The 23,064-nt window shown below is 70.6% G+C and carries 20 protein-coding genes; 6 read left to right on the forward strand and 14 right to left on the reverse strand.

All coding sequences use genetic code 11. From position 1 onward, the window contains the following. The 5 genes from ACT54X_RS20420 to ACT54X_RS20440 all read right to left on the reverse strand — a co-directional run bounded on the left by ACT54X_RS20420 (window position 1) and on the right by ACT54X_RS20440 (window position 5,172). A complete protein-coding gene (locus tag ACT54X_RS20420; protein WP_476348219.1) occupies window positions 1-762 on the reverse strand; it encodes an enoyl-CoA hydratase/isomerase family protein in 762 nt (253 codons plus the stop codon). Next, window positions 759-1,874 (reverse strand): acyl-CoA dehydrogenase family protein, encoded by a 1,116-nt coding sequence (locus tag ACT54X_RS20425; protein ID WP_476348221.1) that lies wholly within the window; start codon window positions 1,872-1,874, stop codon window positions 759-761. The genes ACT54X_RS20420 and ACT54X_RS20425 overlap by 4 nt, the downstream gene beginning before the upstream one ends. A gap of 4 nt (window positions 1,875-1,878) precedes the next feature. Next, the gene (locus ACT54X_RS20430) at window positions 1,879-3,042 is read right to left on the reverse strand and encodes an acyl-CoA dehydrogenase family protein (RefSeq protein WP_354319481.1); all 1,164 of its coding nucleotides are present in this window, start codon (window positions 3,040-3,042) and stop codon (window positions 1,879-1,881) included. 72 nt (window positions 3,043-3,114) lie between these two features. Next, complete coding sequence (locus ACT54X_RS20435) at window positions 3,115-4,056, reverse strand: flavin reductase family protein (protein ID WP_476348223.1); 942 nt, start codon at window positions 4,054-4,056, stop codon at window positions 3,115-3,117. A 21-nt stretch (window positions 4,057-4,077) separates the two neighbouring features. Further along, window positions 4,078-5,172 carry an LLM class flavin-dependent oxidoreductase gene (locus ACT54X_RS20440; RefSeq protein ID WP_354319483.1) on the reverse strand — a complete coding sequence of 365 codons (1,095 nt, stop codon included), beginning with the start codon at window positions 5,170-5,172 and terminating at the stop codon, window positions 4,078-4,080. Between the two features lie 102 nt (window positions 5,173-5,274). Here ACT54X_RS20440 and ACT54X_RS20445 point away from each other — a divergent pair, with 102 nt between their 5' ends. Both ACT54X_RS20445 and ACT54X_RS20450 read left to right on the forward strand, forming a co-directional pair. Beyond that, the gene (locus ACT54X_RS20445; protein WP_354319484.1) at window positions 5,275-6,192 is read left to right on the forward strand and encodes a LysR family transcriptional regulator; all 918 of its coding nucleotides are present in this window, start codon (window positions 5,275-5,277) and stop codon (window positions 6,190-6,192) included. A gap of 84 nt (window positions 6,193-6,276) precedes the next feature. Beyond that, window positions 6,277-6,669 (forward strand): VOC family protein, encoded by a 393-nt coding sequence (locus ACT54X_RS20450; protein ID WP_354319485.1) that lies wholly within the window; start codon window positions 6,277-6,279, stop codon window positions 6,667-6,669. Window positions 6,670-6,719: 50 nt separating this feature from the next. On the opposite strand, the gene ACT54X_RS20455 is transcribed toward ACT54X_RS20450, so the two are convergent. Continuing rightward, the gene (locus ACT54X_RS20455) at window positions 6,720-8,456 is read right to left on the reverse strand and encodes a tannase/feruloyl esterase family alpha/beta hydrolase (RefSeq protein WP_476348226.1); all 1,737 of its coding nucleotides are present in this window, start codon (window positions 8,454-8,456) and stop codon (window positions 6,720-6,722) included. A 171-nt stretch (window positions 8,457-8,627) separates the two neighbouring features. Between ACT54X_RS20455 and ACT54X_RS20460 the strand changes: the two genes are divergently transcribed. Further along, entirely contained in the window at window positions 8,628-9,038 is a 411-nt protein-coding gene (locus ACT54X_RS20460) for a MarR family winged helix-turn-helix transcriptional regulator (protein WP_354319487.1), read from the forward strand. A gap of 29 nt (window positions 9,039-9,067) precedes the next feature. On the opposite strand, the gene ACT54X_RS20465 is transcribed toward ACT54X_RS20460, so the two are convergent. Further along, the gene (locus ACT54X_RS20465) at window positions 9,068-9,949 is read right to left on the reverse strand and encodes an SMP-30/gluconolactonase/LRE family protein (protein WP_476348228.1); all 882 of its coding nucleotides are present in this window, start codon (window positions 9,947-9,949) and stop codon (window positions 9,068-9,070) included. Between the two features lie 143 nt (window positions 9,950-10,092). On the opposite strand from ACT54X_RS20465, the gene ACT54X_RS20470 reads away from it, so the two are divergent. Then, the gene (locus ACT54X_RS20470; RefSeq protein WP_354319489.1) at window positions 10,093-11,055 is read left to right on the forward strand and encodes a Bug family tripartite tricarboxylate transporter substrate binding protein; all 963 of its coding nucleotides are present in this window, start codon (window positions 10,093-10,095) and stop codon (window positions 11,053-11,055) included. 13 nt (window positions 11,056-11,068) lie between these two features. Continuing rightward, window positions 11,069-12,277, forward strand: coding sequence for a CaiB/BaiF CoA transferase family protein (locus ACT54X_RS20475; RefSeq protein ID WP_476348230.1), 1,209 nt, complete (start codon window positions 11,069-11,071; stop codon window positions 12,275-12,277). Window positions 12,278-13,218: 941 nt separating this feature from the next. Here the strand turns inward: ACT54X_RS20475 and ACT54X_RS20480 are convergent. The 3 genes from ACT54X_RS20480 to ACT54X_RS20490 form a co-directional block, all read right to left on the reverse strand. Continuing rightward, entirely contained in the window at window positions 13,219-14,385 is a 1,167-nt protein-coding gene (locus tag ACT54X_RS20480) for an acyl-CoA dehydrogenase family protein (protein WP_476348232.1), read from the reverse strand. Between the two features lie 178 nt (window positions 14,386-14,563). Continuing rightward, on the reverse strand, window positions 14,564-15,778 hold the full coding sequence (locus ACT54X_RS20485; protein WP_476348234.1) for a CaiB/BaiF CoA transferase family protein: 1,215 nt from the start codon (window positions 15,776-15,778) through the stop codon (window positions 14,564-14,566). Between the two features lie 3 nt (window positions 15,779-15,781). Next, window positions 15,782-16,756: a Bug family tripartite tricarboxylate transporter substrate binding protein gene (locus ACT54X_RS20490; protein ID WP_476348236.1), complete on the reverse strand. Its 975-nt coding sequence runs from the start codon at window positions 16,754-16,756 to the stop codon at window positions 15,782-15,784. A 135-nt stretch (window positions 16,757-16,891) separates the two neighbouring features. Between ACT54X_RS20490 and ACT54X_RS20495 the strand changes: the two genes are divergently transcribed. Further along, the gene (locus ACT54X_RS20495) at window positions 16,892-18,511 is read left to right on the forward strand and encodes an IclR family transcriptional regulator (RefSeq protein WP_476348238.1); all 1,620 of its coding nucleotides are present in this window, start codon (window positions 16,892-16,894) and stop codon (window positions 18,509-18,511) included. 175 nt (window positions 18,512-18,686) lie between these two features. Here ACT54X_RS20495 and ACT54X_RS20500 read toward each other — a convergent pair whose 3' ends face one another. From ACT54X_RS20500 to ACT54X_RS20515, 4 genes are all read right to left on the reverse strand, one after another. After that, the gene (locus ACT54X_RS20500) at window positions 18,687-19,721 is read right to left on the reverse strand and encodes an amidohydrolase family protein (protein ID WP_354319495.1); all 1,035 of its coding nucleotides are present in this window, start codon (window positions 19,719-19,721) and stop codon (window positions 18,687-18,689) included. 133 nt (window positions 19,722-19,854) lie between these two features. Then, window positions 19,855-20,283 carry a GlcG/HbpS family heme-binding protein gene (locus tag ACT54X_RS20505; RefSeq protein ID WP_295529351.1) on the reverse strand — a complete coding sequence of 143 codons (429 nt, stop codon included), beginning with the start codon at window positions 20,281-20,283 and terminating at the stop codon, window positions 19,855-19,857. Between the two features lie 31 nt (window positions 20,284-20,314). Beyond that, window positions 20,315-22,060, reverse strand: a complete 1,746-nt coding sequence (locus tag ACT54X_RS20510; RefSeq protein WP_476348241.1) for a thiamine pyrophosphate-binding protein — start codon at window positions 22,058-22,060, stop codon at window positions 20,315-20,317. A 4-nt stretch (window positions 22,061-22,064) separates the two neighbouring features. After that, complete coding sequence (locus tag ACT54X_RS20515) at window positions 22,065-23,048, reverse strand: tripartite tricarboxylate transporter substrate-binding protein (protein ID WP_476348242.1); 984 nt, start codon at window positions 23,046-23,048, stop codon at window positions 22,065-22,067. Window positions 23,049-23,064 lie beyond the last annotated feature (16 nt).

The raw sequence follows: 23,064 nt of genomic DNA on the forward strand, positions 1-23,064 counted from the left end.
TCATCGTCCCTTGTAGACCGGGGCACGCTTTTCCAGGAAGGCCTGGCGGGCCTCCTTGGCGTCCTCGGTGCGCGACAGCGCCATGGTGAAGTTCTGCTCCACGCGGTAGCCATCGCGCTGGGGCATCAGGTCCATCATGTTGGCGGCCTGCTTGGCATAGGCCACGGCCAGCGGCGCCTTGGAGGCGATGTCCTGCGCGATCTCCATGGCCAGCGGCATCAGCCGCTCGGCCGGCACCACCTCGTCGAGCACGCCGCGACGGTACAGCTCGGCGGCCGAGACCTTCATGCCGGTGAAGAACATGCGCCGCGTGAACGAGCGGCCCACCAGCGTGCGCAGCATCGAGACACCGCCGGCCAAGCCGACGTTGATCTCGGGCATGGCGAAGGTGGCGTCCTCGCTGGCCAGGAAGATGTCGCAGGCCGCCATCAGCCCGAAGCCCGCGCCGAGCGCCGGACCGTTGATGGCCGCGATCACCGGCTTGGCGCATTCGCGGATGGCATTGCCCGTCTCGCGCGTCCAGCGGTTGTGGTCGAGGAAGTCGCCGGCCTTGTCGGCGTTCGGCCGGTCCTTCAGGTCGGCACCCGCGCAGAAGGCCTTGCCGGTACCAGTGAGGATGGCCACGCGCACGTCGCTGCGCTCGGAGAGCTCGTCGAAGACAGCGATGAGGTCGCGGCGCGACGCGCGGTCGAGGGCGTTGACGGGCGGCTTGTCCAGCCGCACGACGGCGATGTATTCGGAGACTTCGAGGTGGATGCTCATCGCGCGCTCCCAGGGAGGGTGTTGGCAGAAGAAGGGGCGGAGGAAGCGGGGGCTGCATGCAGCAGCACGGCCAACTGGGTCAGCCGGTCGCCATAGCGGAACTCCGACGCGATCAGCCGCTGGGCCAGGCGGGTGGCCAGCACCTCCTCGCTCAGGCCCATGCCGCCGTGCATCTGGATGGCGGCCTCGGCCGCGGCGCGGGCCGTCTCGGCGATGGAGAGCTTGGCCAGCTGCAGCGTGCGACGCAGCTGGGGCGCGGCCGATTCCTGCGCCTGGAAGGCATGCACCACCAGGCCCTGGGCGCACTGCGCCTTGACGTACATGTCGGCCACACGGTGGCGCAGCACCTGGAAGGTGGCCAGCGCCACGCCGAACTGCCGGCGCTCCTGCAGGTGCGTGATGGTGTGTCGGATGAGCGCGGCCTGGGCGGCCACGGTGTCGACCAGCGTGAGCAGCAGGGCCGCATCGCCGGCCGCGGCCAGCGCAGCGCGCAGCGGTTCGCCCTGCGCCAGCAGGGCCGTTGAGGGCAGCGCGACGCCGTCCAGCCTGAAGTCCGCGCCCTGCCGGCCTTCCATGGTGCGGTAGCGGGCGGCGGGCGCACCGACGCGCTCGGCATCGACCAGAAAGAGCGCGGGCGCGCCGTCCAGCGTGGCGACGGCCAGCCAGTGGCTGGCGGGCAGCGTGGCGTCCACGCCGTCCACGAGGCCGTCGAGCACGAAGCCGCTTTCACTGCGGACCGCACGCAGGGTGCCATCTTCGGGCAGGGCCGACAGCGCGGCCAGCGGCGCGATCTGCACTTCGGACTCGGCCACGGCCTGCAGCCAGGGCCCGGCCACCTCGGTCGGCGCGGCACGCAGCAGCAGCGGCACCACGGCGCAGGTCTCGATCACGGGCAGCTGCAGCCCCTGGGCGGCCAGGCCCTCGACCACGCTGGCCAGGTCGGCCAGCGTGCCGCCGACGCCGCCGTCGGACTCGGGCACCAGGGTGGCGGTCCAGCCCAGCTCGCGCACCGGGTCGCCGGGCAGGGTGGGCATGTGCACATGGTCCTGCGCGAAGCGGTCGGCCGCGTCGAAGAGCATGCCGGGGAAGAGCGGGGAGAAGTGGGTGGACATCCGGTCAGGCTCCCAACAGTGCGTTGGCGATCACGTTGCGCTGCACCTCGGAGGTGCCACCCGCGATGGTGCGGGCGCGGGTGAACATGTAGTTCTGGATCCAGGTGGCGGCGGGCAGCTCCTCGCCGCCCTCCTCGGCCAGGAAGCGGTGCGCCGCCTCGGGCCCGACCGCATCGAGGGCGATGGTGGTCAGGCGCTGCGCCACGTCGGCGCAGGTCATCTTGATGGCCGAGGGCTGCACGCCCAGGGGCCGCTGGTGGATCAGGTCGTCGGTGGCCTGGGCCATCATGACGCGGGCGCCCTGCAGCTCGGCTTCGCACAGCAGCAGCTTGTGTTGCAGCACGCCGAAGTCGCGCCGTCCGCCGGCGGCCTGCGCGGCCTGCTGCAGCAGGGCCGAGACCTGGCGGTGCATCAGTGCGAGCCGCGCCACGTTGGCCGGGGGCAGGCGCTCGCGCTCCAGCAGGAACTTGGCGCAGGTCCAGCCCTTGCCTTCTTCGCCGATCAGGTTGTCCGTGCGCACCCGCACCTCGTCGAAGAAGACCTCGTTGAGGTGGTGCCAGCCGTCGATGGTGCGGATGGGCCGCACGGTGATGCCGGGCGTGTCCATGGGCACCAGCAGCAGCGAGATGCCCTCCTGCTTCTTTGCCTCCTTCGAGGTGCGCACCAGCATGTAGATCATGCTGGCCTCGTGCGCGTGGGAGGTCCAGATCTTCTGGCCGTTGACCACCCAGTCGTCGCCGTCGCGGCGGGCGCTGGTCTGCAGCGAGGCCAGGTCGGAGCCCGAGCCCGGCTCCGAATAGCCCTGGCACCACCAGTCCGAGCCATCGAGGATGCGCGGCAGGAAGCGGGCCTTCTGCTCGGGCGTGCCGAAGCGGATGATGACCGGGCCGATGTGGCCCAGGCCGTGGTGGTACAGCGGCGGGCAGTCGTTCTCGGCCATCACCTCTTCGAAGATCAGGCGCTGGCGGATGTCCCAGCCGGTGCCGCCGACCTCGACCGGCCAGCTGGGGGCGCCCCAGCCGCGGTCGTTCAGGATCTTCTGCCAGGCCTGGTACTCGCGCTTGGTGATCTTCTGGCCGCCGGCCACCACGGCCCGGATCTCGGGCGGGCAGGCCTGGCGGGCGAAGGTCTCCAGTTCACGCCGGAACGCGGCGTAGTCGATGGACATCGTGTCTCCTCGTCTCTCACTCAATCGGGAATGGCGCCGGGCACTCGGGCCGCGGCGCGTCGGTGTGGTCGCTCAGCCGCGACGCAGCTGATCGATCAGCGCATCGAGCGCGGCGGCGGCGCCTTCGGCATCGCGCTCGCGCAGGTGATGCACCACGGCGCGCCGCAGCGGGTACAGGTCGGGCCGCGCGCGCACCGACAGCACATGGGTCATGCGCTCGCGCAGCACCGTGGTCATGGTCTGGGCCATGAGCATCAGCGCATCGTTGTGGCCGGCGGCGGCAATGGCGCCGAAGAAGGCGCTGGCCGAATCGATGCGGGCCTTGAGCGGCGCGTCCTCGGGATGCGCCTCGATCAGCTCGGCGGCCGCCTCGATGGCGTCGATCTCGGCCTCGCTCGCCCGTTCGCAGGCCAGGCGCAGCAGCCGGCCGTAGAGCGTGCGGTAGGCCTCGTCCACATCGGCATCGCCCATGCCGCCCTGCACCACGCGGTGGCGCAGCGACTCGGCCAGGCGCATGTAGGCGCCCTTGTAGAACACCAGCGCCTGCTCGCCCGTGCCGGCGCCCAGGTGGTGCACCTCGCCGATGAAGATGACATGGTCGCCCGCGTCATGGGCGGCGAACAGGCTGCATTCGAAGCTGGCCAGGCAATCGTCCAGCAGCGGCATGCCCAGCCCGCCCTCGCGCCAGGCCACGCCCTCGAACTTGTGCGCGATCCTGCTGGAGGCGAAGCGGCCCGACAGCGCGTCCTGGTGCTCGCCCAGGATGTGGATGGCGAAGCCCGCGGCCTGCTGGAAGGTGTCGAGCAGGCGGCTCGCCTTGCGCAGGCTGAACAGCACCAGCGGCGGCTCCAGCGAGACCGAGCTGAAGCTGTTGCAGGTCAGCCCCGCGGGCTGGCCGTCGGCCGTGCGCGTGGTGACGATGGCCACGCCCGTCGGAAAGCAGCCCAGGTGCTGGCGCAGCAGCGCGGGCTCGATGGCGGGCCGGGTGCGTTCGGCGGTGGCAAGCGCGGTCATGGCGGAACCTCGGCGTGCGGCTCAGGCCGCGGCCAGTTCGGGTTGGGCGGCGGCGGCGCGGTGCGGCGGGTCGTTGGCGATCTCCTGCTGCACGGTGGGGATGATGACCTCGGCCCAGGTGCGCAGCTGGCGCAGCATGGTGGGGTGGTCGAAGTCGCCCATCTGGGTCTGGAAACAGTAGTGCACCGGCTTGAGGGTTCGAATCTCCTTGACCACGCGCTCGATCACCGTGTCGATGCTGCCCACGGGCAGCAGGGCGCGCATCTCGTCCAGCGTGGGCTCGCCCTCGACGATGCCCTCTTCCACCTGGTAGTCGTCGGCGATCTGCGCCGTGCGGCGCTTGAGGCTGACGGCGATGCGGCGCTGGTAGCGGGCGCAGTCCAGGTACTTCTCGACCTCGGCCTTGTCGTTGCTGGCATAGGCGGCGCGCAGCAGGCCCACGGGCACGGCGGCCGGGTCCTTGCCCTCCTGCGTGGCCACACGGTCGATGAGGGCGCGGGTGCTGGCCAGTTTCTCCAGGCCGCCGTCGCCGCCGGAGACGAACACATGGTGGTTGCCGCGCACGGCGCGGGCGACGAAGCTCGGGTCCACGCTGGTGATCCACATCGGCGGGCCGGGCTGCTGCACCGCGCGCTGGCTGATGGCACTCATGGGCTGCTGGTAGTACTGCCCGTCGTAGCTGAACTTGGGCTGCTTGAGGCCCAGCTCCAGCATGTCCAGCATCTCGAAGGTGCGGGCCTTGGCCGTCTCCAGTGCGACGCCGAAGCGCTCGAATTCGAAGTGCTGGTAGCCCGAGCCGATGCCCAGATTGAGCCGCCCGTTGGACAGCTGGTCCACCATCGCCACATCGGCGATCAGGCGGGCCGGCGTGTACAGCGGCGCCACCACGATGCCCGTGCCCAGGCGGATGCGGCGCGTGGCGGCGGCGCAATGCGCGATCATCGTCAGCGGCGACGAGCACATGCCGTAGTTGCTGAAGTGGTGCTCGGCATACCATGCCGCGCCGAAGCCCAGCTCGTCCGCCAGGCGTGTCTGCTCCACCGCGTCCCGCAGGATCTCGTGCGAGGTCTTATGTTTGTTCCGCTGCTGCATCAGAATGAAGATTCCGAAGTCCATGGCCTTTGCTCCTGATCGTTGGTTCGTGACGTGGATCAATGCTAGGAACGCCCCGGCCTGCCAGCGCACCGGCATGCGCACACCTTCTTTGCGTCTTTCGAAATGAAGGCCCTCGACTCGCTGCGCATCTTCGTCACCACCCAGCGCAAGGGCAGCCTGTCGGCCGCGGCGCGCAGCCTGAGCCTGTCGCCGGCCACCATCTCGCGCCGGATCAGCGCGCTGGAGGAAGAGCTGGGCGTGCAGCTGGTGGACCGCACCAGCCGCAACCTCAAGATGACCGAGGCCGGCCAGGCCTTCCTGTCACGCGCGGAGGGCGTGCTGGAGGCCATGGCCGATGCCGAGCAGGCCGCGCGCAGCGCCCGCCAGCGGCCCGAAGGCCGGCTGCGGGTGCACTCGCGCACGCACATCGGCCTGCGCGTGTTGGCGCCACTGCTGCCGCGCTTTGCCCAGCGCTATCCGGACATCCAGGTGCAGATCGAGCTGTCGGAGCATCCGGTCAACCTGGTCGAGCACGACTTCGACGTGGACATCCGCACCGGCGAATCCAACGACTCGGGCTTCGTCATCAAGCGGCTGCTGTCCAGCGACGAGGTGCTGGTGGCCAGCCCCGCCTACCTCAAGACCAATTCACGCATCAGGCACCCGAACGACCTGCCGCAGGCCCGATGCCTCACCTACCGGCGCGAACACGAGGCCACGAGCTGGAAGTACGTGGACGAGCAGGGCGCGCAGCAGGAGCTGGCGATCCAGGGTGTGCTCAGCGCCAACAACGGCGAGATGCTGCGCCTGGCCGCGCTGGGCGGCATGGGCGTGGCGCTGCTGTCCGAGCCCACGGTGCGCAGCAACCTGCAGGACGGCACCCTGGTGCGCCTGCTGCCCGAGTACCGCTTCGCGGTGCGGGCGTTTTCCAACGGCATCTTCGCGGTGTTCCGCCAGAACCGCGCCCTGCCGCTGAAGGTGCGGGCCTTCGTGGATTTCGTGGCCGAGGCGCTGCAGGACGACGCGCCGGCCGATGTCTGAGGCCGTCGCAGCGCTCGCCGCAGGCAGGCCATGGCCGACCCCATGCCGCGCGCCCGCGCGGCTGACACCGAAAGGAACCGCATCATGATCGACCACCTCGACCATCTCGTGCTCACGACTTCCCGTCCGGCGGCCTGCGTCGACTTCTACACCCGTGTTCTCGGCATGCAGCTGGAAAGCTTCGTCGGCGGCACGCCGCCCGTCGAGCGGCAGGCCCTGAAGTTCGGCCCCCAGAAGATCAACATCCATGTCCAGGGTTCGGAGTTCGAGCCCAAGGCCCACCTTCCGGTGCCCGGCGCGCTGGACCTGTGCTTCATCTCTGCGGTGCCCCTGGACGAGGTGCTCGCACGGCTGGCGGCCCACGGCTGGCCGGTGATCGAAGGCCCCGTCGAGCGCACCGGCGCGACGGGGAAGATCCGCTCGGTCTACGTGCGCGACCCCGACCTGAACCTGATCGAGATTTCCGAGCGGATCTGAGCCGGCACCGCGCCGAGCGCGGTGCGGTGCCGGCGAGGGGCAGCCGCCCGTCAGCGGCAGCTGAAGCTGCCGGCCGACTCGATGCTGCCCGAGCCGTTGTAGACCGCTTCCTTCGGATACGGACACAGCGGACGGGTGCGGCCCGGCCAAGCGACGCCGGCGGCGGCGCGTGCGGTGGCCACCATCACGTCGGGCGCCTGGCCCTTCTCGACCCAGTTGACCACGGCGCCGAAGGCATCGAACTGGTCGGTGCCGTACTTGCCGCCGCTGCAGTGGTCCATGCCGGGCACCGCGAAGGCGCGGGCGAACTTGTCGGCCTCGGTGCGGCCGTAGCGTGCGATCACGCGGTCCTGGTACCTGGACAGATCGGTGAAGGAGAAGGCCCAGTCGGCCGTGCCGTTGAACGACAGGATCTTGCCGCCCCGCGCGCGGAAGGCGTCCATGTCGGCCGAGTCCGCGTCCGTGAACTCGTGGCCGGAGCGCGTGTAGATGCCGGACACGTCGAAGATCTTGGCGTACTCGGCATCCAGGTCGGCCGTGCGGGCGTAGCCGAGCAGGTCGGGCGTGACCGTCGGCGGCGTGGTGTACACGTGCGAGGCCTCGCCCGCGAAGATGGCGTAGTACAGCTGGGCGGGCGTGCCGACCGTGTCGATCATGCCGGGGTCATAGGGCCAAGGTCCGTAGATCTGGCGGCCGGTGGACGTCTTCGCACCCTCGAAGAACTTCTTCACATAGGCGGCCTTGTCGGCGCTGAGGCAGTTGCTGGTGGCGCCGCCGGTGCAGACCCACTGGGACGGATCGGGGTTGCAGGCGCTGGGCTTGCTGACCATGCCGTCGGTGACGCCGTCGGCCGCGTCGCAGCTGGCGAGGATGCGGTTGCGCACCGTGTCCTTCTCCGCACTCGTGAGCGCATTGAAGATGTCGGGCTTGCCGTCGGTGCCCAAGGGCGCCACCGACGCCGCCGCCTGGGCACGGAAGATCGAGCCCTCGAGCGCCGCCGCCGTCAGGCGAAAGCCGGGCGCGCCGGCCACGATGCCGTCGAACAGCTGTGGGTAGCGCTGGGCCGCAACCATCGCCTGGCGCCCGCCGTTGGAGCAGCCGACGAAATAGGAGCGGCTGGGCTGCATGCCATAGAGCTGCTTCATCACCGCCTGCGACGAGCCGGCCACCAGCGGCAGCTGCTTGTCGCCGTATTCGTCACGGGCCTGCGGATCGACCGCGAACAGGAAGGTGACGTTCGAGCTCATGTCGAAGGGCGCCTCGTGCCCCGAGTCGGTGGTCACGACCGCATAGCCGTCCAGCAGCGCGTTGCGCGTGGCGCCACCCCCGGGATAGGCGCCGAGCGCGGCCGGCACGCTGCCGTCCACGCCGCTGCCGCCCTGGTAGAAGAAGCGCTGGTTCCAGTCCTTGGGCAGCCGCAGTTCGAAGAGGATCGCGTAGGGCTTGCCGTCGACGCCCGTGCGCGAATTGAGTTCGCCGCGCACCAGGCAGTGGTCGGGTGTGGACGATGCGGGGCTCGCCGTGTTGGTCACGCCCGCCGTGTAGACCGCGCTGACCAGCTTTCCGTTGGCCAGCGGCAGCCCGGCCAGTGCACTGCACTGGGCCTCGAAGCTCGCCTCAGGCGCCGGCGCAGGCGCGCTGCTCGTGGAGGTCCCGCTTGAAGCGGGCGCGGGCGCTGCTGCCGTGGGCGCAAAGCTCGTGCCCCCGCCACTTCCTCCGCATGCGGTCACCAGCAGCGTGGCGGCCGCAGCCACACCAGTCACACACCATCCTTGTAACTTCATCATGGAATCCCTCGCGATGATTGAGTTGGAATCAGATTGCACAGGCGCGAGCACCGTCCGCAGCCTCGCCATGCCGCCTTGATTGTTTGTATGCAAACAATCGGACGCAGCCACTTAGCAGAATCCGAGCCAGGGCCGGCGCACCGGCCTGGCACACGAAAGCACAATGCCCCGATGAGCTATCGACTGGATGAACAGGTCGGCTTCCTGCTGCGGGTTCTCTATCAGCGCAATGCGGAACTGCTGACCCAGGCCCTGGACGGACTGACGCCCACCCAGTGGGCGGTGATCTCCAAGCTGGCCCAGGTGCAGGAGTGCTCGCAGAACCTGTTGGGGCGCATGACCGCCATGGATGCCGCCACGATCAAGGGCGTGGCGGACCGCCTGGCAGCACGGGGACTGGTGCAGTTCCAGGACGACCCGGCGCACCGGCGCCGGGTCCTGGTCTCGCTGACACCGGAGGGCCTGGCGCTTTACGAACGACTTGCCGATGCCGCCGCCGGCGTCAGCGACGCCACGCTGGCGCGCCTGAGCCCGGCGCAGGCGGCCAAGCTGGTGCAGTTGCTGAAGCTCGCGGCCGGCTGAGCCGCTGCGGCCGAGAGCGGCGCTCGCCGCTATCCGCCGAAGCGCTGCGTGGGCAAGCCCGCCACCGACAGCCCGTCGACGACGAACAGGCCGCCGTCCTGCGGCAGCCGGCCTTCCAGCCGGGCGCTGCGCGAGATGCTGGTCACATACAGCCGCGTCAAGCCCGGCCCGCCGAAGCACAGGCTGGTCGGGTACGTCAGCGGCAGCGGCACCAGCCGCTCCAGTTCGCCCGACGGCGAGAAGCGGGCCAGTTGCGCCGCGCGCACCATGACGCTCCAGACGAAGCCCTCGGCGTCCACCGTGGCGCCATCGGGGCCGGAGTCGAAAGCATGCGTCTCGACGAAGCGGCGCTTGTTGGCCAGCGCGCCCTGCGGGTCGTAGTCGTAAGCCCAGATGACGCGCGCCAGGCTGTCGGCCAGGTAGAGCGTGCGTCCGTCGGGGCTGAAGCAGGGGCCGTTGGCAAAGCCGATGTCGTCGGCCAGTTGCTCCACGCGACCTGCCGGCGACAGCCGGTAAAGCCCGCCGCGCACCGGCACATCCGCCGGCCGGTTCATGTGCATGGTGCCGGCCACGAAGTTGCCCGCCGCGTCGCACTTGCCGTCGTTGAGCCGCACGTCGAGATCCGAGAGGCCGATGTCGCCAAGCATCGTCAGCCGGCGCGTGCCGAAGTCGTAGCGGCCGAAGCCATGGCGCAGCGCCACCACCACCGCATCGCCTTGGGCCGGCGCGATGGCGCCCAGGGGCGCAGGCAGCGCATGCGATTCCAGCGCGCCGGTGGCGGGGTGCAGGCGGTGCATCGTGCCGGCCAGCGCATCGATCCAGCACATGGCCTGCGCCTCGGCGTCCCAGCAGGGGCTTTCGCCCAGCTGGTCGCGCGTGGTGCCCAGGCGGCGGATGTCGAGATGCGGCATGCCCCGCAGTGTGCGCAGCCGGTCCGGGCCCCGATGTGCAGGACACGGAAAGCATCTTTTCATTGATCGAGATCAAGGTCTGTGGACACCCCCCTAGACTGGCCGCCACGCCCGAGACAGGGCCCAAGACCCGGAGACACACCATGAGCCATCGCCGCCACTTCCTGGCCGGCCTGCTGCTCGGCGCCTGCGCGCTGAGCCCGGCCTTCGCCCAGCAGAACGTCACCCGCATCGTGGTGCCCTTCGCCGCCGGGGGCGGTACCGACCAGTACTGCCGCATCCTGGCCCAGGAGCTGAACAAGCACGGCATGAACGTCATCATCGACAACAAGCCCGGTGCGAGCGGCATCCTGGCGGCCGACTACGTGGCCCGCTCCAAGCCGGACGGCCAGACGGTGCTGGTCTCGTCGCTCGGCACGCTGGCCAACAACATCGCGCTGTACGACAAGCTGCCCTACGACCCGGCCAAGGACTTCGCCTCGGTCACGCAGATCGCCTATCAGCCCTCGGTGATCGTGGGCCGCACCGACCTGCCCTACAAGAACATCAAGGAGATGGTGGCCTATGCCAAGGCCAACCCCGGCAAGATCAACCGCGGCTCGCCGGGTGCCTCCATCCTGACCAACCTGGCGCCCATCGCCTTCGAGCGCGCCCAGGGCTTCAGCACCACGCACATCCCCTTCAACGGCGACGCGCCGGCACTGCAGGCCCTGCTGGGTGGGCAGATCGACATCCACGGGACTTCCATCACCGGCTCGCTGCCCTACATCAAGGCCGGCAAGCTGCGCGTGCTGGGCGTGATGGACGACCAGCGCCTGCCGCAGATGCCCGACGCCCCCACCTTCAAGGAGATGGGCTACGACATGGTGGCCACGCTCTGGTATTCGTTCTCGGTGCCGGCCGGCACGCCGCGCGCCGCGATCGACAAATTGAACAAGGCCGTCAACCAGGTGATCGCCGACCCCGAGTTCGTGGCCCGCGCCCGCGCCATCGGCATGGAGCCGCGCGGGAGCACGCCCGAAGAGCTGGACCGCTTCGTCAAGACCGAATCGGACCGCTGGCTGCCATTGCTGCAGAGCCTGAACATCCCCAAGCAAGGCACTTGAAGCCCCGCCCGCCATGACGTCCCTGTCTCCCGCCCCGCTCGCCGGCCTGCGTGTGCTGGACCTGTCCCGCGTGATGGCGGGCCCGCTGTGCGCGCAGGCGCTGGCCGACCTTGGCGCGGAGGTGATCAAGGTCGAGCATCCGGAGCGCGGCGACGACACGCGCGACTGGGGGCTGCGCATCGGCCAGCACAACACCACCTACTTCAACAGCTGCAACCGCAACAAGCGCTCGGTGGCCCTCGACCTGCAGACGCCCGAGGGCCGCGACATGGCGCGACAGCTGGCGGCGAAGAGCGACGTGCTGATCCAGAACTTCAAGCATGGCGGCGCCGAGAAGATGGGCCTGGGCTATGAGGACCTGAAGGCGCTGAATCCCGGGCTCGTCTACTGCTCCATCGCGGGCTATTCGGCGCTGGGGCCCGAGCGCGCGCGGCCGGGCTACGACCTGGTGATCCAGGGCGAGACGGGTCTGATGGCGATGAACGGCGAGGAGGGCCAGGGCCCGCTCAAGTTCGGCATCGCGGCGGTGGACATGTTCACGGGCATGTATGCCGGGCAGGCCATCCTGGCGGTGCTGCACGAGCGCCATCGAACGGGCCGGGGCCGGCACATCCAGATGTCGCTGTACGACGGCGGGATGATGATCACCTCGTACTACGGCCTCACGGCCTGGATGCAGCAGGCCGACCCGCCCAAGTTCGGCAACTCGCATCCGTCCATCGTTCCTTATGGCGTTTTCGACGCGGCCGACGGGCCGGTGGTGATCGCCGTGGGCAACAACGGCCAGTTCCGCAAGTTCTGCGAGGCGGTGATCGGCCGGCCGGACCTGCCGCTGGACCCGCGCTTCGCGCAGAACACCGAACGCTCGAAGCACCGCGCCGTGCTGCTGCCCATCCTCCTGGCCGAGATCGCCAGGCATCCGCGGGCGCAACTGATCGAACGCATGGACGCGGCGGGCATTCCCTGCGGCGAGGTGCTGGGGCTGTACGAGGCGCTCGGTTCGAAGCGCACGCGCGAGGTGGGCCTGTGGCACAGCTTCGAGGACAGCGAGGCCGGCACGCAGGGCGTGCACGCACCGCCTTACGTGTTCGACGGCCAGCGCGCGCCGGTGCACCAGCCGCCGCCGCATCTGGGCGAGCACACGGCCGAGGTGCTGGGCGAGCTGCTCGGTTTGCAGGGCAGCGATCTGGAAGGTCTGCGGGCGCGGCAGGTGATCCGGTAGCGCGGGTTCGTCGGGGTCTCACTGACCGGCGGGAAAGATCCGCCGCTTCTCCTGCGTCGACCGGCGGTCGTGTCCTGGGACGATGGGTGGCAGGGGCCTGGTGCGCTGGCGAAGCGTCTCGGGGCAGTGGTGGTAGGACGCTGGTGCACTGGCAATAGGGCCTCGGGCACTGGCAATAGGGCGCCGGGCACTGGCGATAGGGGTACTAACCCGGCGGAGGACGCCGGCATGCGCGCTCCCGGTGCACGCTCGCGCCGACCGGCTTGCTGCACGACACGGGTGCCCGCTCTCCACCGACGTGCTTGCCGCACTGCACTGCGCCGCGAATGGCACCTCCGCACGCACACCGGCATCCTCCGCCTCGACGTTGCGCGCGAGCCCTCCGCTGTTCAGGTCATGGGGCCTTGAGACCATCAGGGCCGTGGAGTCCTTGAGTCCTTGAGTCCTTGAGTCCTTGAGTCCTTGAGTCCTGAAGTCCTGATCCTGCGTTTCAGGGCAAGGCGGGCCCGTCAACCCCCAGACCGTTCGAGCTGAGCCTGTCGAAGCCTCGCACCTGTGGGCGGCACGCAAGCAGGTCAAGCAGCGCCGGGCATTTGCGCCGCGCTCCGCTCTGCCCTTCGACGAGCTCAGGGCGAACGGAGTTAGGACCCGTATGGCCGAACCCGGCCGTTCGGGCGCAGCGTCGAGGCGGAGGATGCCGGTCTGCGTGCGGAGGTGCCATTCGCGGCGCCGTGCAGTGCCCCGGGCACGTCGGCGGAAAGCGAGCACCCGTCCGGCGAGGCAAGCCGGTCAGCGCGAGCGTGCACCGGGAGCGCGCATGCCGGCGTCCTCTGCCGGGTTAGCTTCACGGCACTCGCCATGTCACCCTTGACGCGCACCAAGCACCAAGCATCAGGCACCAATCACCACACCCGAGAACGCAAACGCGCAGACGGGCCCGCTCAATCGGCCAGTCGATACCCCGCCGCCGCAATCGTCCGCTTCGCGATGTTGAGCTGGTGGATCTGGCTCGTGCCCTCGTACAACCGGAACAGCCGAACATCGCGGTAGAAGCGCTCGATCGGGTGACCCTGGATGAAGCCCGTGCCGCCCAGCATCTGTACGCACCGGTCGGCCACGCGCCCACACATCTCGGACGCGAAGTACTTGCAGATCGACGCCTGCAACGTCACATCCTGCCCCGCATCGCGCTCGCGCGCCGTCTGCAGGATCAGCGCGCGCGCCGCCTGGATCTCGGTCTGGCAATCGGCAATCAGCGCCTGCATCAGCTGGAAGGCCGCCACCGGCTGGCCGAACTGCCGGCGCTGCGTCGTCCAGGCGATGGCCTCGTCCAGCATGCGGATCGCCGGCCCCGTGCACAGCGCCGCCAAGTGGATGCGCTGCTTGTTCAGCACCTTCATCGCCGTCTTGAAGCCCGTGCCCTCGGTCCCGCCGATGAGGTGGCTGGCCGGCACCCGGCAGTCCTGCAGATGCACCTCCGACACCGGCGATCCGGCCTGCCCCATCTTGCGGTAGAGCGTGCCGGTGCTCAAGCCGGGCATGTCCCGCTCAACCAGGAAGGCGCTGATGCCGCGGGCGCTGGCGTCCTGCGGATCGGTGCGCGCCATCACCGTGAACAGACCGGCGATGGGCGCATTGGTGATGAAGCATTTGGTGCCGTTCAACACATAGTGATCGCCGTCGCGCACGGCCGTGGTCTTGAGCGCCGTGGCGTCCGAACCGGCTTCGGGCTCGGTCAGCGCGAAGGCACCCGTGAGCTGGCCGCTGGCCATCAGCGGCAGGTAGCGGTCCTTCTGCGCGGGCGTGCCATCGGCCACCAGCGCCTCGGAACCGATGCCGGTGTTGGTGCCCACGCGCGCCCGGAAAGCCACCGAGGCCTGCGACAGTTCCATCGCCGCCAGCACCAGCTCTTCCGTCGTCATGCCGGCGCCGCCCCAGGCCTCGGGGATGGACCAGCCGAAGAAGCCGAGCCGCGCCATGTCCTCCACCAGGTCGGCGGGCACCTCGTCGCGGACCTCGACCTCGGCCTCGCGCGGGATCAGGCGCTCGCGCACATAGCGGCGCAGGGATTGCAGGGTTTCGTCGAAGGCGGCGGTGTCGCGGATCATGGTCGTGGGGGATGAAGGATGAAGGGGAGAAGGGTGGGCCGTGGGCCAAGGTCACTCAGTCATGCCCTGCGCGTGTGCCCAGGCTTCGACAGGCTCAGCCCGAACGGCTCTGGGTCGGCCATCGTGCATTGGGCCGTGAGGCGGGGGGACGGAGAGGCTCCACGGCGTGGCTGGCACCTCACAGCGCACCGGCCGCACGCAGCCCGCGCAGGTCCTCGGCCGTGAGCCCCAGCGCGCCGAAGACCTCGGCGTTGTGCTCGCCCACCGCCGGGCCGGTGCGCGGCGGCGCGAAGGCATGGCCGCCGAAGCGCGGGACCACGGCCGGCGCCGGCACCGAGCCCAGCTCGGCATCGGGCAGGCGCACGATGGCGTCCCGCGCCGCGAAGTGCGGATCGGCCAGCACGTCGTCGATGTCGTAGACCTTGCAGAAGGGCACCGAATGCGCATCGAGCGCGGCCCGCAGCTCGTCATGGCTGTGCGCGGCGCACCAGGCGGCGACGCGTCCGTCCAGCGCATCGAGGTGCCGCACCCGCAGCGGGTTGGTGGCGAAGCGCGGGTCGGCCGCCATGTCGGGCGCCTGCATGGCCACGCACAGGCGCCGGAAGATGGCATCCGACGAGCCCACGAGCGTGATCCAGTCGCCGTCCTTCGTGCGATAGATGTTGGACGGCGCGGTGTAGGTGGCGCGGGCGCCGCTGCGCTGGCGCGCCTGGCCGGTGCGCTCGCGCTCCACGGCCAGCGGCTCCAGCACGCGCAGCAGCGCCTCGGTGGCCGACAGGTCGATCTCGCGGCCGGGCGCATCGGGGCAACGCGCCCGCTCGGCGGCCGCTGCGGCGATGGCGAAGGCGCCGAACAGGCCGGCCATCGAATCGCCCAGCGGAAAGTTGACATGCTGCGGCGGGCCGTCCGCCTCGCCGGTCAGATGGGCCAGGCCACCCATCGCTTCGAAGATGCGCGCGAAGCCGGGCCGGCCCGCATAGGGCCCGGTCTGGCCGAAGCCGGTGAGCCGCAGCACGATGAGGCGCGGATTGGCCTGGTGCAGCGTTGCCAGGTCCAGTCCCCAGCGGTCGAACGTGCCGGGGCGGAAGTTCTCCACCAGCACGTCCATGCCGGCCACCAGACGCAGAAACAACGCGCGACCGACGTCGGTGCGCACGTCGAGCGTGATGCCGCGCTTGCCGCGGTTGAGCACCTTCCAGTACAGGGCATGGCCGGGCTCCACCGGCGCCAGCGAGCGCAGGGCGTCACTGCCGTCGGGCAGTTCCAGCTTGGTCACCTCGGCACCCAGATCGGCGCAGAGCGTGGCGGCGAAGGGCGCGGCCACGACGGTGGCCATGTCCAGGATGCGCAGGCCGTGCAGCGGCCCTTGCGCGGGATCGAAAGCGTCGGGCATGCCTCAGTCCACCCGCGCGCCGGTGGACTTCACCAGCGCCGCCCAGCTGCGGCTGTCCTTGGCGATGAGCGCGCCGAAGTCCTCGGGGCTGCCGCCGCCGGGCTCGGCGCCCAGGTCCACCAGGCGCTTGCGGATCTCCGGCTTGGCCACGGCCGCCAACGCCACTTCGTTCAGCTTCGCGACGATGGGTCTGGGCGTGCCGGCCGGCGCCATCAGGCCCTTCCAGGCGGTGACGTTGAAGCCGGGCAGGCCGGACTCGGCCACGGTGGGAATGTCGGGGGCACCGCTCGCGCGCGACGGGCTGGCCACGCCCAGGGCCCGCAGGCGGCCGGACTGCACCTGGGGCAGCAGCGCCGGCATGTTGTCGATCATCACCGTGATCTGGCCCGAGATCAGGTCGTTCATGGCCGGCGCGCTGCCCTTGTAGGGCACATGGACCATCTGGGTGCCCGCCATCTGGTTGAACAGCTCGCCACCCAGGTGCGCCGGCGTGCCGTTGCCCGGCGAGCCGAAGGAGACCTTGCCCGGATTGGCCTTGGCATAGGCGATGAACTCGCGCACATCGCGCGCCGGCACCGACGGCGTGACGGCCATGAGCTGATGGTCGCGCGCCAGCAGCACCACCGGCGCCAGGTCGGTGGCCGGGTTGTAGGGCATGCGGCCATACAGGCTGGGGTTGATGGCGATGGGACCGGCCGCCGCCAGCAGCAGCGTGTAGCCGTCGGCCGGCGACTTGGCCACCATGTCACCGGCGATGTTGCCGCCGGCGCCGGGGCGGTTGTCCACCACCACGGGTTGGCCCAGGCCGGCGCGCAGTTCCTCGGCGATGAGACGGCCCACCACGTCGGCGGAGCCGCCGGGCGCAAAGGGCACGACCAGGCGGATCGGCTTGGTGGGATAGGCGGCCTGCGCCGAGGCGAGCGGCGCGGCCAGTGCGAGGCCGGCCGCCAGCGTGGCGGCCATCAGTTGCTTGAGCATGTCGTTGTCTCCGGTGGGTGCCGGCACACTGAAGTGCGGCAGGGCCCGAAGACTAGGGAGGCACCGGTCCGGCGCCAAACGCTGTTTCGCTATATTGGACAGACACCGCCCCGCATCCAGGCCGCTCTTTCCCCAATGCCGATCACCGACCCGCGCTTCGCCACCACGCTGGCAAACGGCCTGGACGTGCTGGAGGCCTTTGCCGGCGCGCCCGCCGTGCTGGGCAATTCGGCCCTCGCGCAGCGCACCGGCCTCGCCCGCGCCACGATCACCCGGCTCACCACCACGCTGGCCAGCCGCGGCCTCGTCGTCCCCGCCGGCGAAGGGCGTGGCCACCGGCTGGGCAGCGGCGCGCTGACGCTGGGCTATCCGCTGCTCGCGCAGCTGGGCCTGCGACGCATCGCCCGGCTGCCGATGAAGCAGCTGGCCGATGCGCTGGGCGCCTCGGTATCGCTGGGCATGCGCGACCGGCACCGCATGGTCTATGTGGAGACCTGGCGCAACAACGACCCGCTCACCTTCCAGCCCGACCTGGGGGCGCCGCTGCCCCTGCTGGACACGGCCATTGGCCGCGCCTGGCTGGCCACAGCGACGCCATCGGAACGCGAAGCAGCCCGCGTGGCGCTCGCCGTCGTGGACGGCGCGCAAGCCAGCCGCTTCGACCGCGTGCTGCGCGAAGCCCAGCGGCAGTGGGCCGCGCAGGGCTTCTGCCACTCCGAAGGCGACTGGCTGCCCGACGTGCACGCTGTGGCCGTGCCGCTGCGCATCACGCTGCAGGGCGAGCACCTGCTGCTCAACGCCGGCCTGCCCGCGCGACGGCTGGCACCGCGCGCGTTGCAGCGGGAGATCGGCCCATGTCTCGTGCAGCTGGCACGCACCATCGAGGCCGACTGGCAGCGCGCCCTGCTGCGCGACGGCGCGGGCCAGCCACCGGCCGTGCCACCCGCGCCCGCCTGGCTGGTGGGCCACGGAACGGCGGCCGTGCAGGACGATCCACGCGATGGCGGCTTCGCCCGCACGCTGGCGCATGGCATCGACCTGCTGCGCAGCTTCACGCCGGGCGAGCCCGCCCTGGGCATCCGCGCGCTGGCGCGGCGGCTGGGGCTGGCGCCCAACACCGTGCAGCGACTGGTGCACACGCTGATGGAACGCGGCTATCTGCGGCGCGACGAGGCCACGGCCGGCTACCGCCTGGCGCCGGCCGTGCTGGCCGCGGCCTATCCCATGCTCTCGGGGCTGCCGCTGCGGCGTCGCGCACGGCCCGCCATGCTGGCGCTGGCCGCGCGCACCGGCGGCGCCGTATCGCTGGGCCTGCCGCACGAGACCAGCATGGTCTATGTCGAAACCGCCTGGCAGACCGACGCGCGCCTGCTGCCGCCCGACACCGGCGCCCCGATGCCGATGCTGCACACCGCCATGGGCCGGGCCTGGCTGGCCAGCGTGGACCACCCGACGCGCGAGGCCCTGCTGCACCGCCTGCGCCTGACGCAACCCGAGGCCTTCGCGCGGCTGTGGCCGGCCGCCAGTGCGGCCATGGCCGACTGCCGGCGGCAGGGGTGGTGCAGCTCGGCCGACTTCCGTCCCGAGATCGTGGCGGTGGCCGTGCCCTTCAGCCGACCTGTCGAGGGCCTGCGCTACGTGATGAACTGCGGCGTGCTGCGCGACCAGGCGGCCGACGCGCGCCGGCTGGCGCAGATCGGCGCCTGGCTGCGCGAGACGGTGGTGGAGCTGGAGACGCCTGGCCCGGCCGGCTGAGCTGCCCGGCGGGCCGCCATCGGTTGCCAGCCCCACCGGCTGCGGAGCGTGGGGGCCGGTCGTCCCATGTCAGGCTGGGCCGCTTCGATCATGGCTCGTGGTGCGCATCGAAAGCCTTGTTGCAATGCGAACGAGAGGCCCATCGTGGTCGCTCGCTGGTGGTCTCCCTGGCGGATCACGCGGCCGGCGCCCCGGCCGGAAGGTGGAGAAAGCGCGCCGCATTCCGATGCAGGAGCGCCTGGGCCGTCGGGGCATCGAAGCCTGCGGCCTCGATGCGCTCCACCGGCATGCGATCGCGGAAGTTGAAGGGGTAGTCGGTGCCCACCATCAACTGGCCGGCACCGAACTGATCGACCAGATGGCGAAGCGTCCGCGCATCGAAGACAAGCGTGTCGTAGAACAGTTGGCGAGCCTGTTCCACCGGCGAGGCGCCGAGGCTCTGCCTCAGTTCAGGAAAGACGTCCCAGCCCTGTTGCAGGCGCGGCAACAACGATGCGAGCGTGCCGCCGCCGTGGCTGAAGGCGATGCGCAATCTCGGGCGGCGCGACATCAGATTGCCGGTGATGACCGATGCCGCCGCCAATCCGACGTCCCCCGGATAGGCCAGCACCTGTTGCAGAGAGGCGGGGCCGACGAGCCGCTCCATGCCCGCCGGTCGCAGTGCGTGGACGAACACCGCGGCGCCGAGCCCTTCGCAGGCCTCGAAGAAGGGATCGAGCTGTGGTGCACCGACCGGCACGCCATTGATGTTGCTGCCGATCTCCACGCCGGCGAATCCGAGCGTCTTGACCACGTACTCCAGCTCCGCAATGGCCAGGTCCAGATCCTGGAGCGGAACCGCACCCAGCGCCGCGATACGGCCGCCTCCCTCGTTCACCATCGATGCCATGCAGTCGTTGGTGTAGCGAAGCAGCTGCTGCGCGTCCGCAGCCGCCATCCAGTAGGAGAGCAGCTCCGGCATCGGCGAGATCACCTGCATGGCCAGGCCCATGGCGGCGAGATCGTCGAGACGCCGGGCGGTGTTCCAGCAGCCGTCGGAGACGGTGCGATACACCTTGCCCGCGATGATCACGTGGCGATGGCAGGCATGGGCGGGAGCCATCGACGGCCACTCGGCGGGAAGCCTGTCGCCGATATAGCTCGGAAAGTTCTCCGGCACCACATGCGCGTGGACATCGATGCCGCACGGGCAGGCTGCAGGGTGTTTCATCGTGTTCCGGTTTGGCGCCGGGGGCGGCCATCGACAGCCTCTCGATCGCGGATACGGCCCGCACCGGCAACGGCGCCCACGGCGGGCGCCGCGCCCCGGTGCCCATGCGCGACGTATCGCACGGCGGCCAGGCTCAGCCCCACTGCAGCCCGACGGCCTCCACGCCCGCGATGCAGATCAGCTCGTCCTCATCGCCCGTGCCACCGCTGGCGCCCACGGCGCCGATCACCGTGCCGGCGGCATCCTTGATGACCACGGCGCCGGTCTGCGGCAGGAAGCGGCCCTGCGCCGTGGCCGACAGCGAGACGAAGAAGTTCGGGTTGTCGCGGGCCCGTTCGGCCAGCGCACGGCTGGCCACGCCCATGCCCACCGCACCCCAGGCCTTGGCCCGGGCGACGTCGAAGCGGAACATGCTGGCGCCGTCCTCGCTGGCAAAGGCCTTGAGGTGGCCGGCGCCGTCGAGCACGGCCACGGCCATGGGTTTGAAGCCGCGTTCGCGCGAACGCGCCAGGGCGGCGGCCAGCAGGCGCTGGGCCTGGTCGAGGGTGAGGGAGGCGGTCATGGCGTGTCCAGGAAAGTAAAGAGGAAAGCGATCAGGCCGATGGGGCCGCGGGCAGCCGCGTGAGCGCCTCGAAGCCGTACTGGTTCATGCTGCCGAACATCGGCCCGGCCGGATGGGGCAGGAAGTCGGTGCGGCAGTCCAGCACCGCCGGCAGGCCGCTGGCCCAGGCCCGTTCCATGGCCGGACGCACGTCCTGCGGCGCCAGCACGCGCTCGCCGTGGCAGCCGAAGCCGCGTGCCACCGCCGCATAGTCGGTACCCGACAGGTCGGTGCCCAGCTCGAAGTCCAGCGCCTTGCGCTGGCCGGCGCGGATGATGCCCCAGGCCTCGTTGTTGTGGATCACCACCAGCACGGGCAGCCGGTGGCGGCGGGCCGTGTCCAGTTCGTTCAGCGTGAAGCCGAAGGAGCCGTCGCCCGTGATCAGCGCCACCGGCCGCCCCGGATGCACCGCCTGCAGCGCCAGTGCATAGGGCAGGCCGAAACCGAGGTGGCTCATGCCCGGCTCGTGGAAGCGCGTGCGCGGTGCGGTCACGGGCGTCAGGTCGTTGGACCAGAACGTGGTGTGGCCGCCATCGAACACCGCCAGCGCGTCGACCGGCAGTGCTGCGCCGATCTCGCGCGCCAGCGCCGCCGGATGCATGGCGGCGCCCTCCTCGCGGGGCGCATCGGCCGCGGCATGCATGTCGGCTTCGTAGCGACGCCGACCCTCCCTCATGCGGGGCAACCAGTCGGCCTCCACCGCCAGATCGGCGGCTCGAAGCGCCGCAGCCAGGTCATCAAGCGCGGCGCGGGCATCGGCCTGCATGGCAACTTGATGCACCGCGGGATGGCCCAGAGCCGAGGGGTCCAGGTTGATGGCGATGGTGCGGTGGCTGCGCCGGGCCAGCGGGCCCTGCGCGTCCCACATCCAGGACGACCAGCGGCAGCCCACGGCCACGATCACGTCCGCCTCGGCAAAGGCCGCCTGCACCGGGGCACCGGCGATGAGGCCGCCATGACCGATGAAATGTGCACTGGCGGTGGGCACCACGCCCAGCGCCATCTGCGTGGGCACCACCGGGCAGCCCAGGCGCGCGGCCAGGTCCTGCACCTGCGCCGCCGCGTCGCTGGCCACCACCCCGCCACCCGCCACGATCAGCGGACGGCGCGCCGCGCGCAGCAACGCGGCCGCCTGCGCCACAGACTGGGCATCCGGCCGCGGCCGACCGATGGCGCGGTAGCGGTGCGGCGGCAGGTCGAACTCGTCATCGGCGAAGGCGCAGCGCTGGGCCAGCACGTCCTGCGGAATGTCCAGGTGCACCGGACCGGGCCGGCCACCCAGGGCTTCGCGCAGCGCGCGGCGCACCAGCTCGGGCAGGCGCCGGGCGTCGTGGACCACGGCGTTCCATTTGGTGATGGCGCGGCTCACGGCCACCGCATCCAGGTCCATGAACATGCCGCTGTGCGGATAGGCCGCAGCGCGGTGCTGGTTGGTGGTGATGGCCAGCAGCGGCAATTGGTTGGCAAAGGCCACACCCAGTCCCGAGATCAGGTTGAGCCCGCCCGGCCCCATCTCGCCGATGGCCACGGCCAGCCGGCCGGTTCCGGCGAAGGTGGCCGCCGCCATCATGGGCGCCGCGGCCTCGTGCCGGGTGCCGATGAAGCGCAGCCCCGGCTGGCCCGCGATGGCATGCAGCAGCGGCGCCAGCTTGCCGCCCACGATGCCGTAGGCCTGCTCCACGCCCTCGACCGCCAGCAGCCGCACCAGCGCCTGCGCACCCGTCAGTTCGATCGCCATGCTGTCAGTCCTCCGCGGTAAAGCCCGAGGACTTCACGATGGGCGCCCAGCGCGCCAAGTCGCCGCGCACCAGCTGCGCGAATTCCTCCGGCGACTGGTGGAAGGGCTGCAGCCCGTTCCTGGCCAGGCTGTCGACCAGCGCCGGATCGCGCAGGCCCTCACCCACCAGCGCGTTCAGCTGCTGCACCCGCTCGCGCGGCGCGCGGGCCGGCAGGAACCAGCCCAGCCATTCCTGCACCACCACGTCGGCCAGTCCCTGTTCGACGAAGGTGGGCACATCGGGCAGGAAGGGCGAGCGCTGCGCACTGGAGACGGCCAGTCCGCGCAGCCGGCCACTGCGGATGTAAGGCATGACCTCGCCCAGCACGCTGATGCTCACCGGCACCTGGCCGCCCAGCACATCGTTGAGCAGCGGCGCGCCGCCCTTGTAGGGCACGGCCGTGAGCTTGCGGCCGCCGTGGCGCTCCAGCAGCATGCCCACGAAGTGCAGGGCCGAGCCCGCCGCCGGCACGCCATAGGTGGCGGCCTGCGGATTGGCCTGCACCCACTTGAGGTAGTCGGCCAGCGTACGTACCTCGGCCGGCACGCCGGGCCCCGCGGTGAGCACGAAGGCATAGTTGACCGTGCTGCACACCGGCACGAAGTCCGCGAGCGGGTCATAGCTCAGCTTGCGGTAGGTGTTGGGGTACAGCGTCATCGGCGAACTGGGGATCTGCAGGATGGTCATGCCGTCGGGCACCGCCCGGCGCACGTAGTCCACCGCGATGCGGCCGCCGGCGCCCACCCGGGCATCGACCACCACACCGGGCGCATAGCGCCCGCGCAGCTTCTCGGCCAGCGGGCGCGCCACCTGGTCGCCCATGCCGCCGGCCGGAAAGCCCGAGATGATGAAGGCGGTGCGTTCGGCCTGAGCCTGCGCCAGGGTCAGGCCCAGCGCACCGGCGAGCGCGCCCGCGCCGGCCTGGCGGATGAAGTCGCGTCGTTGCATGTCGCTTGCCCGGCCT

The sequence above is a fragment of the Pseudacidovorax sp. DMC4 genome, from assembly GCF_056314265.1.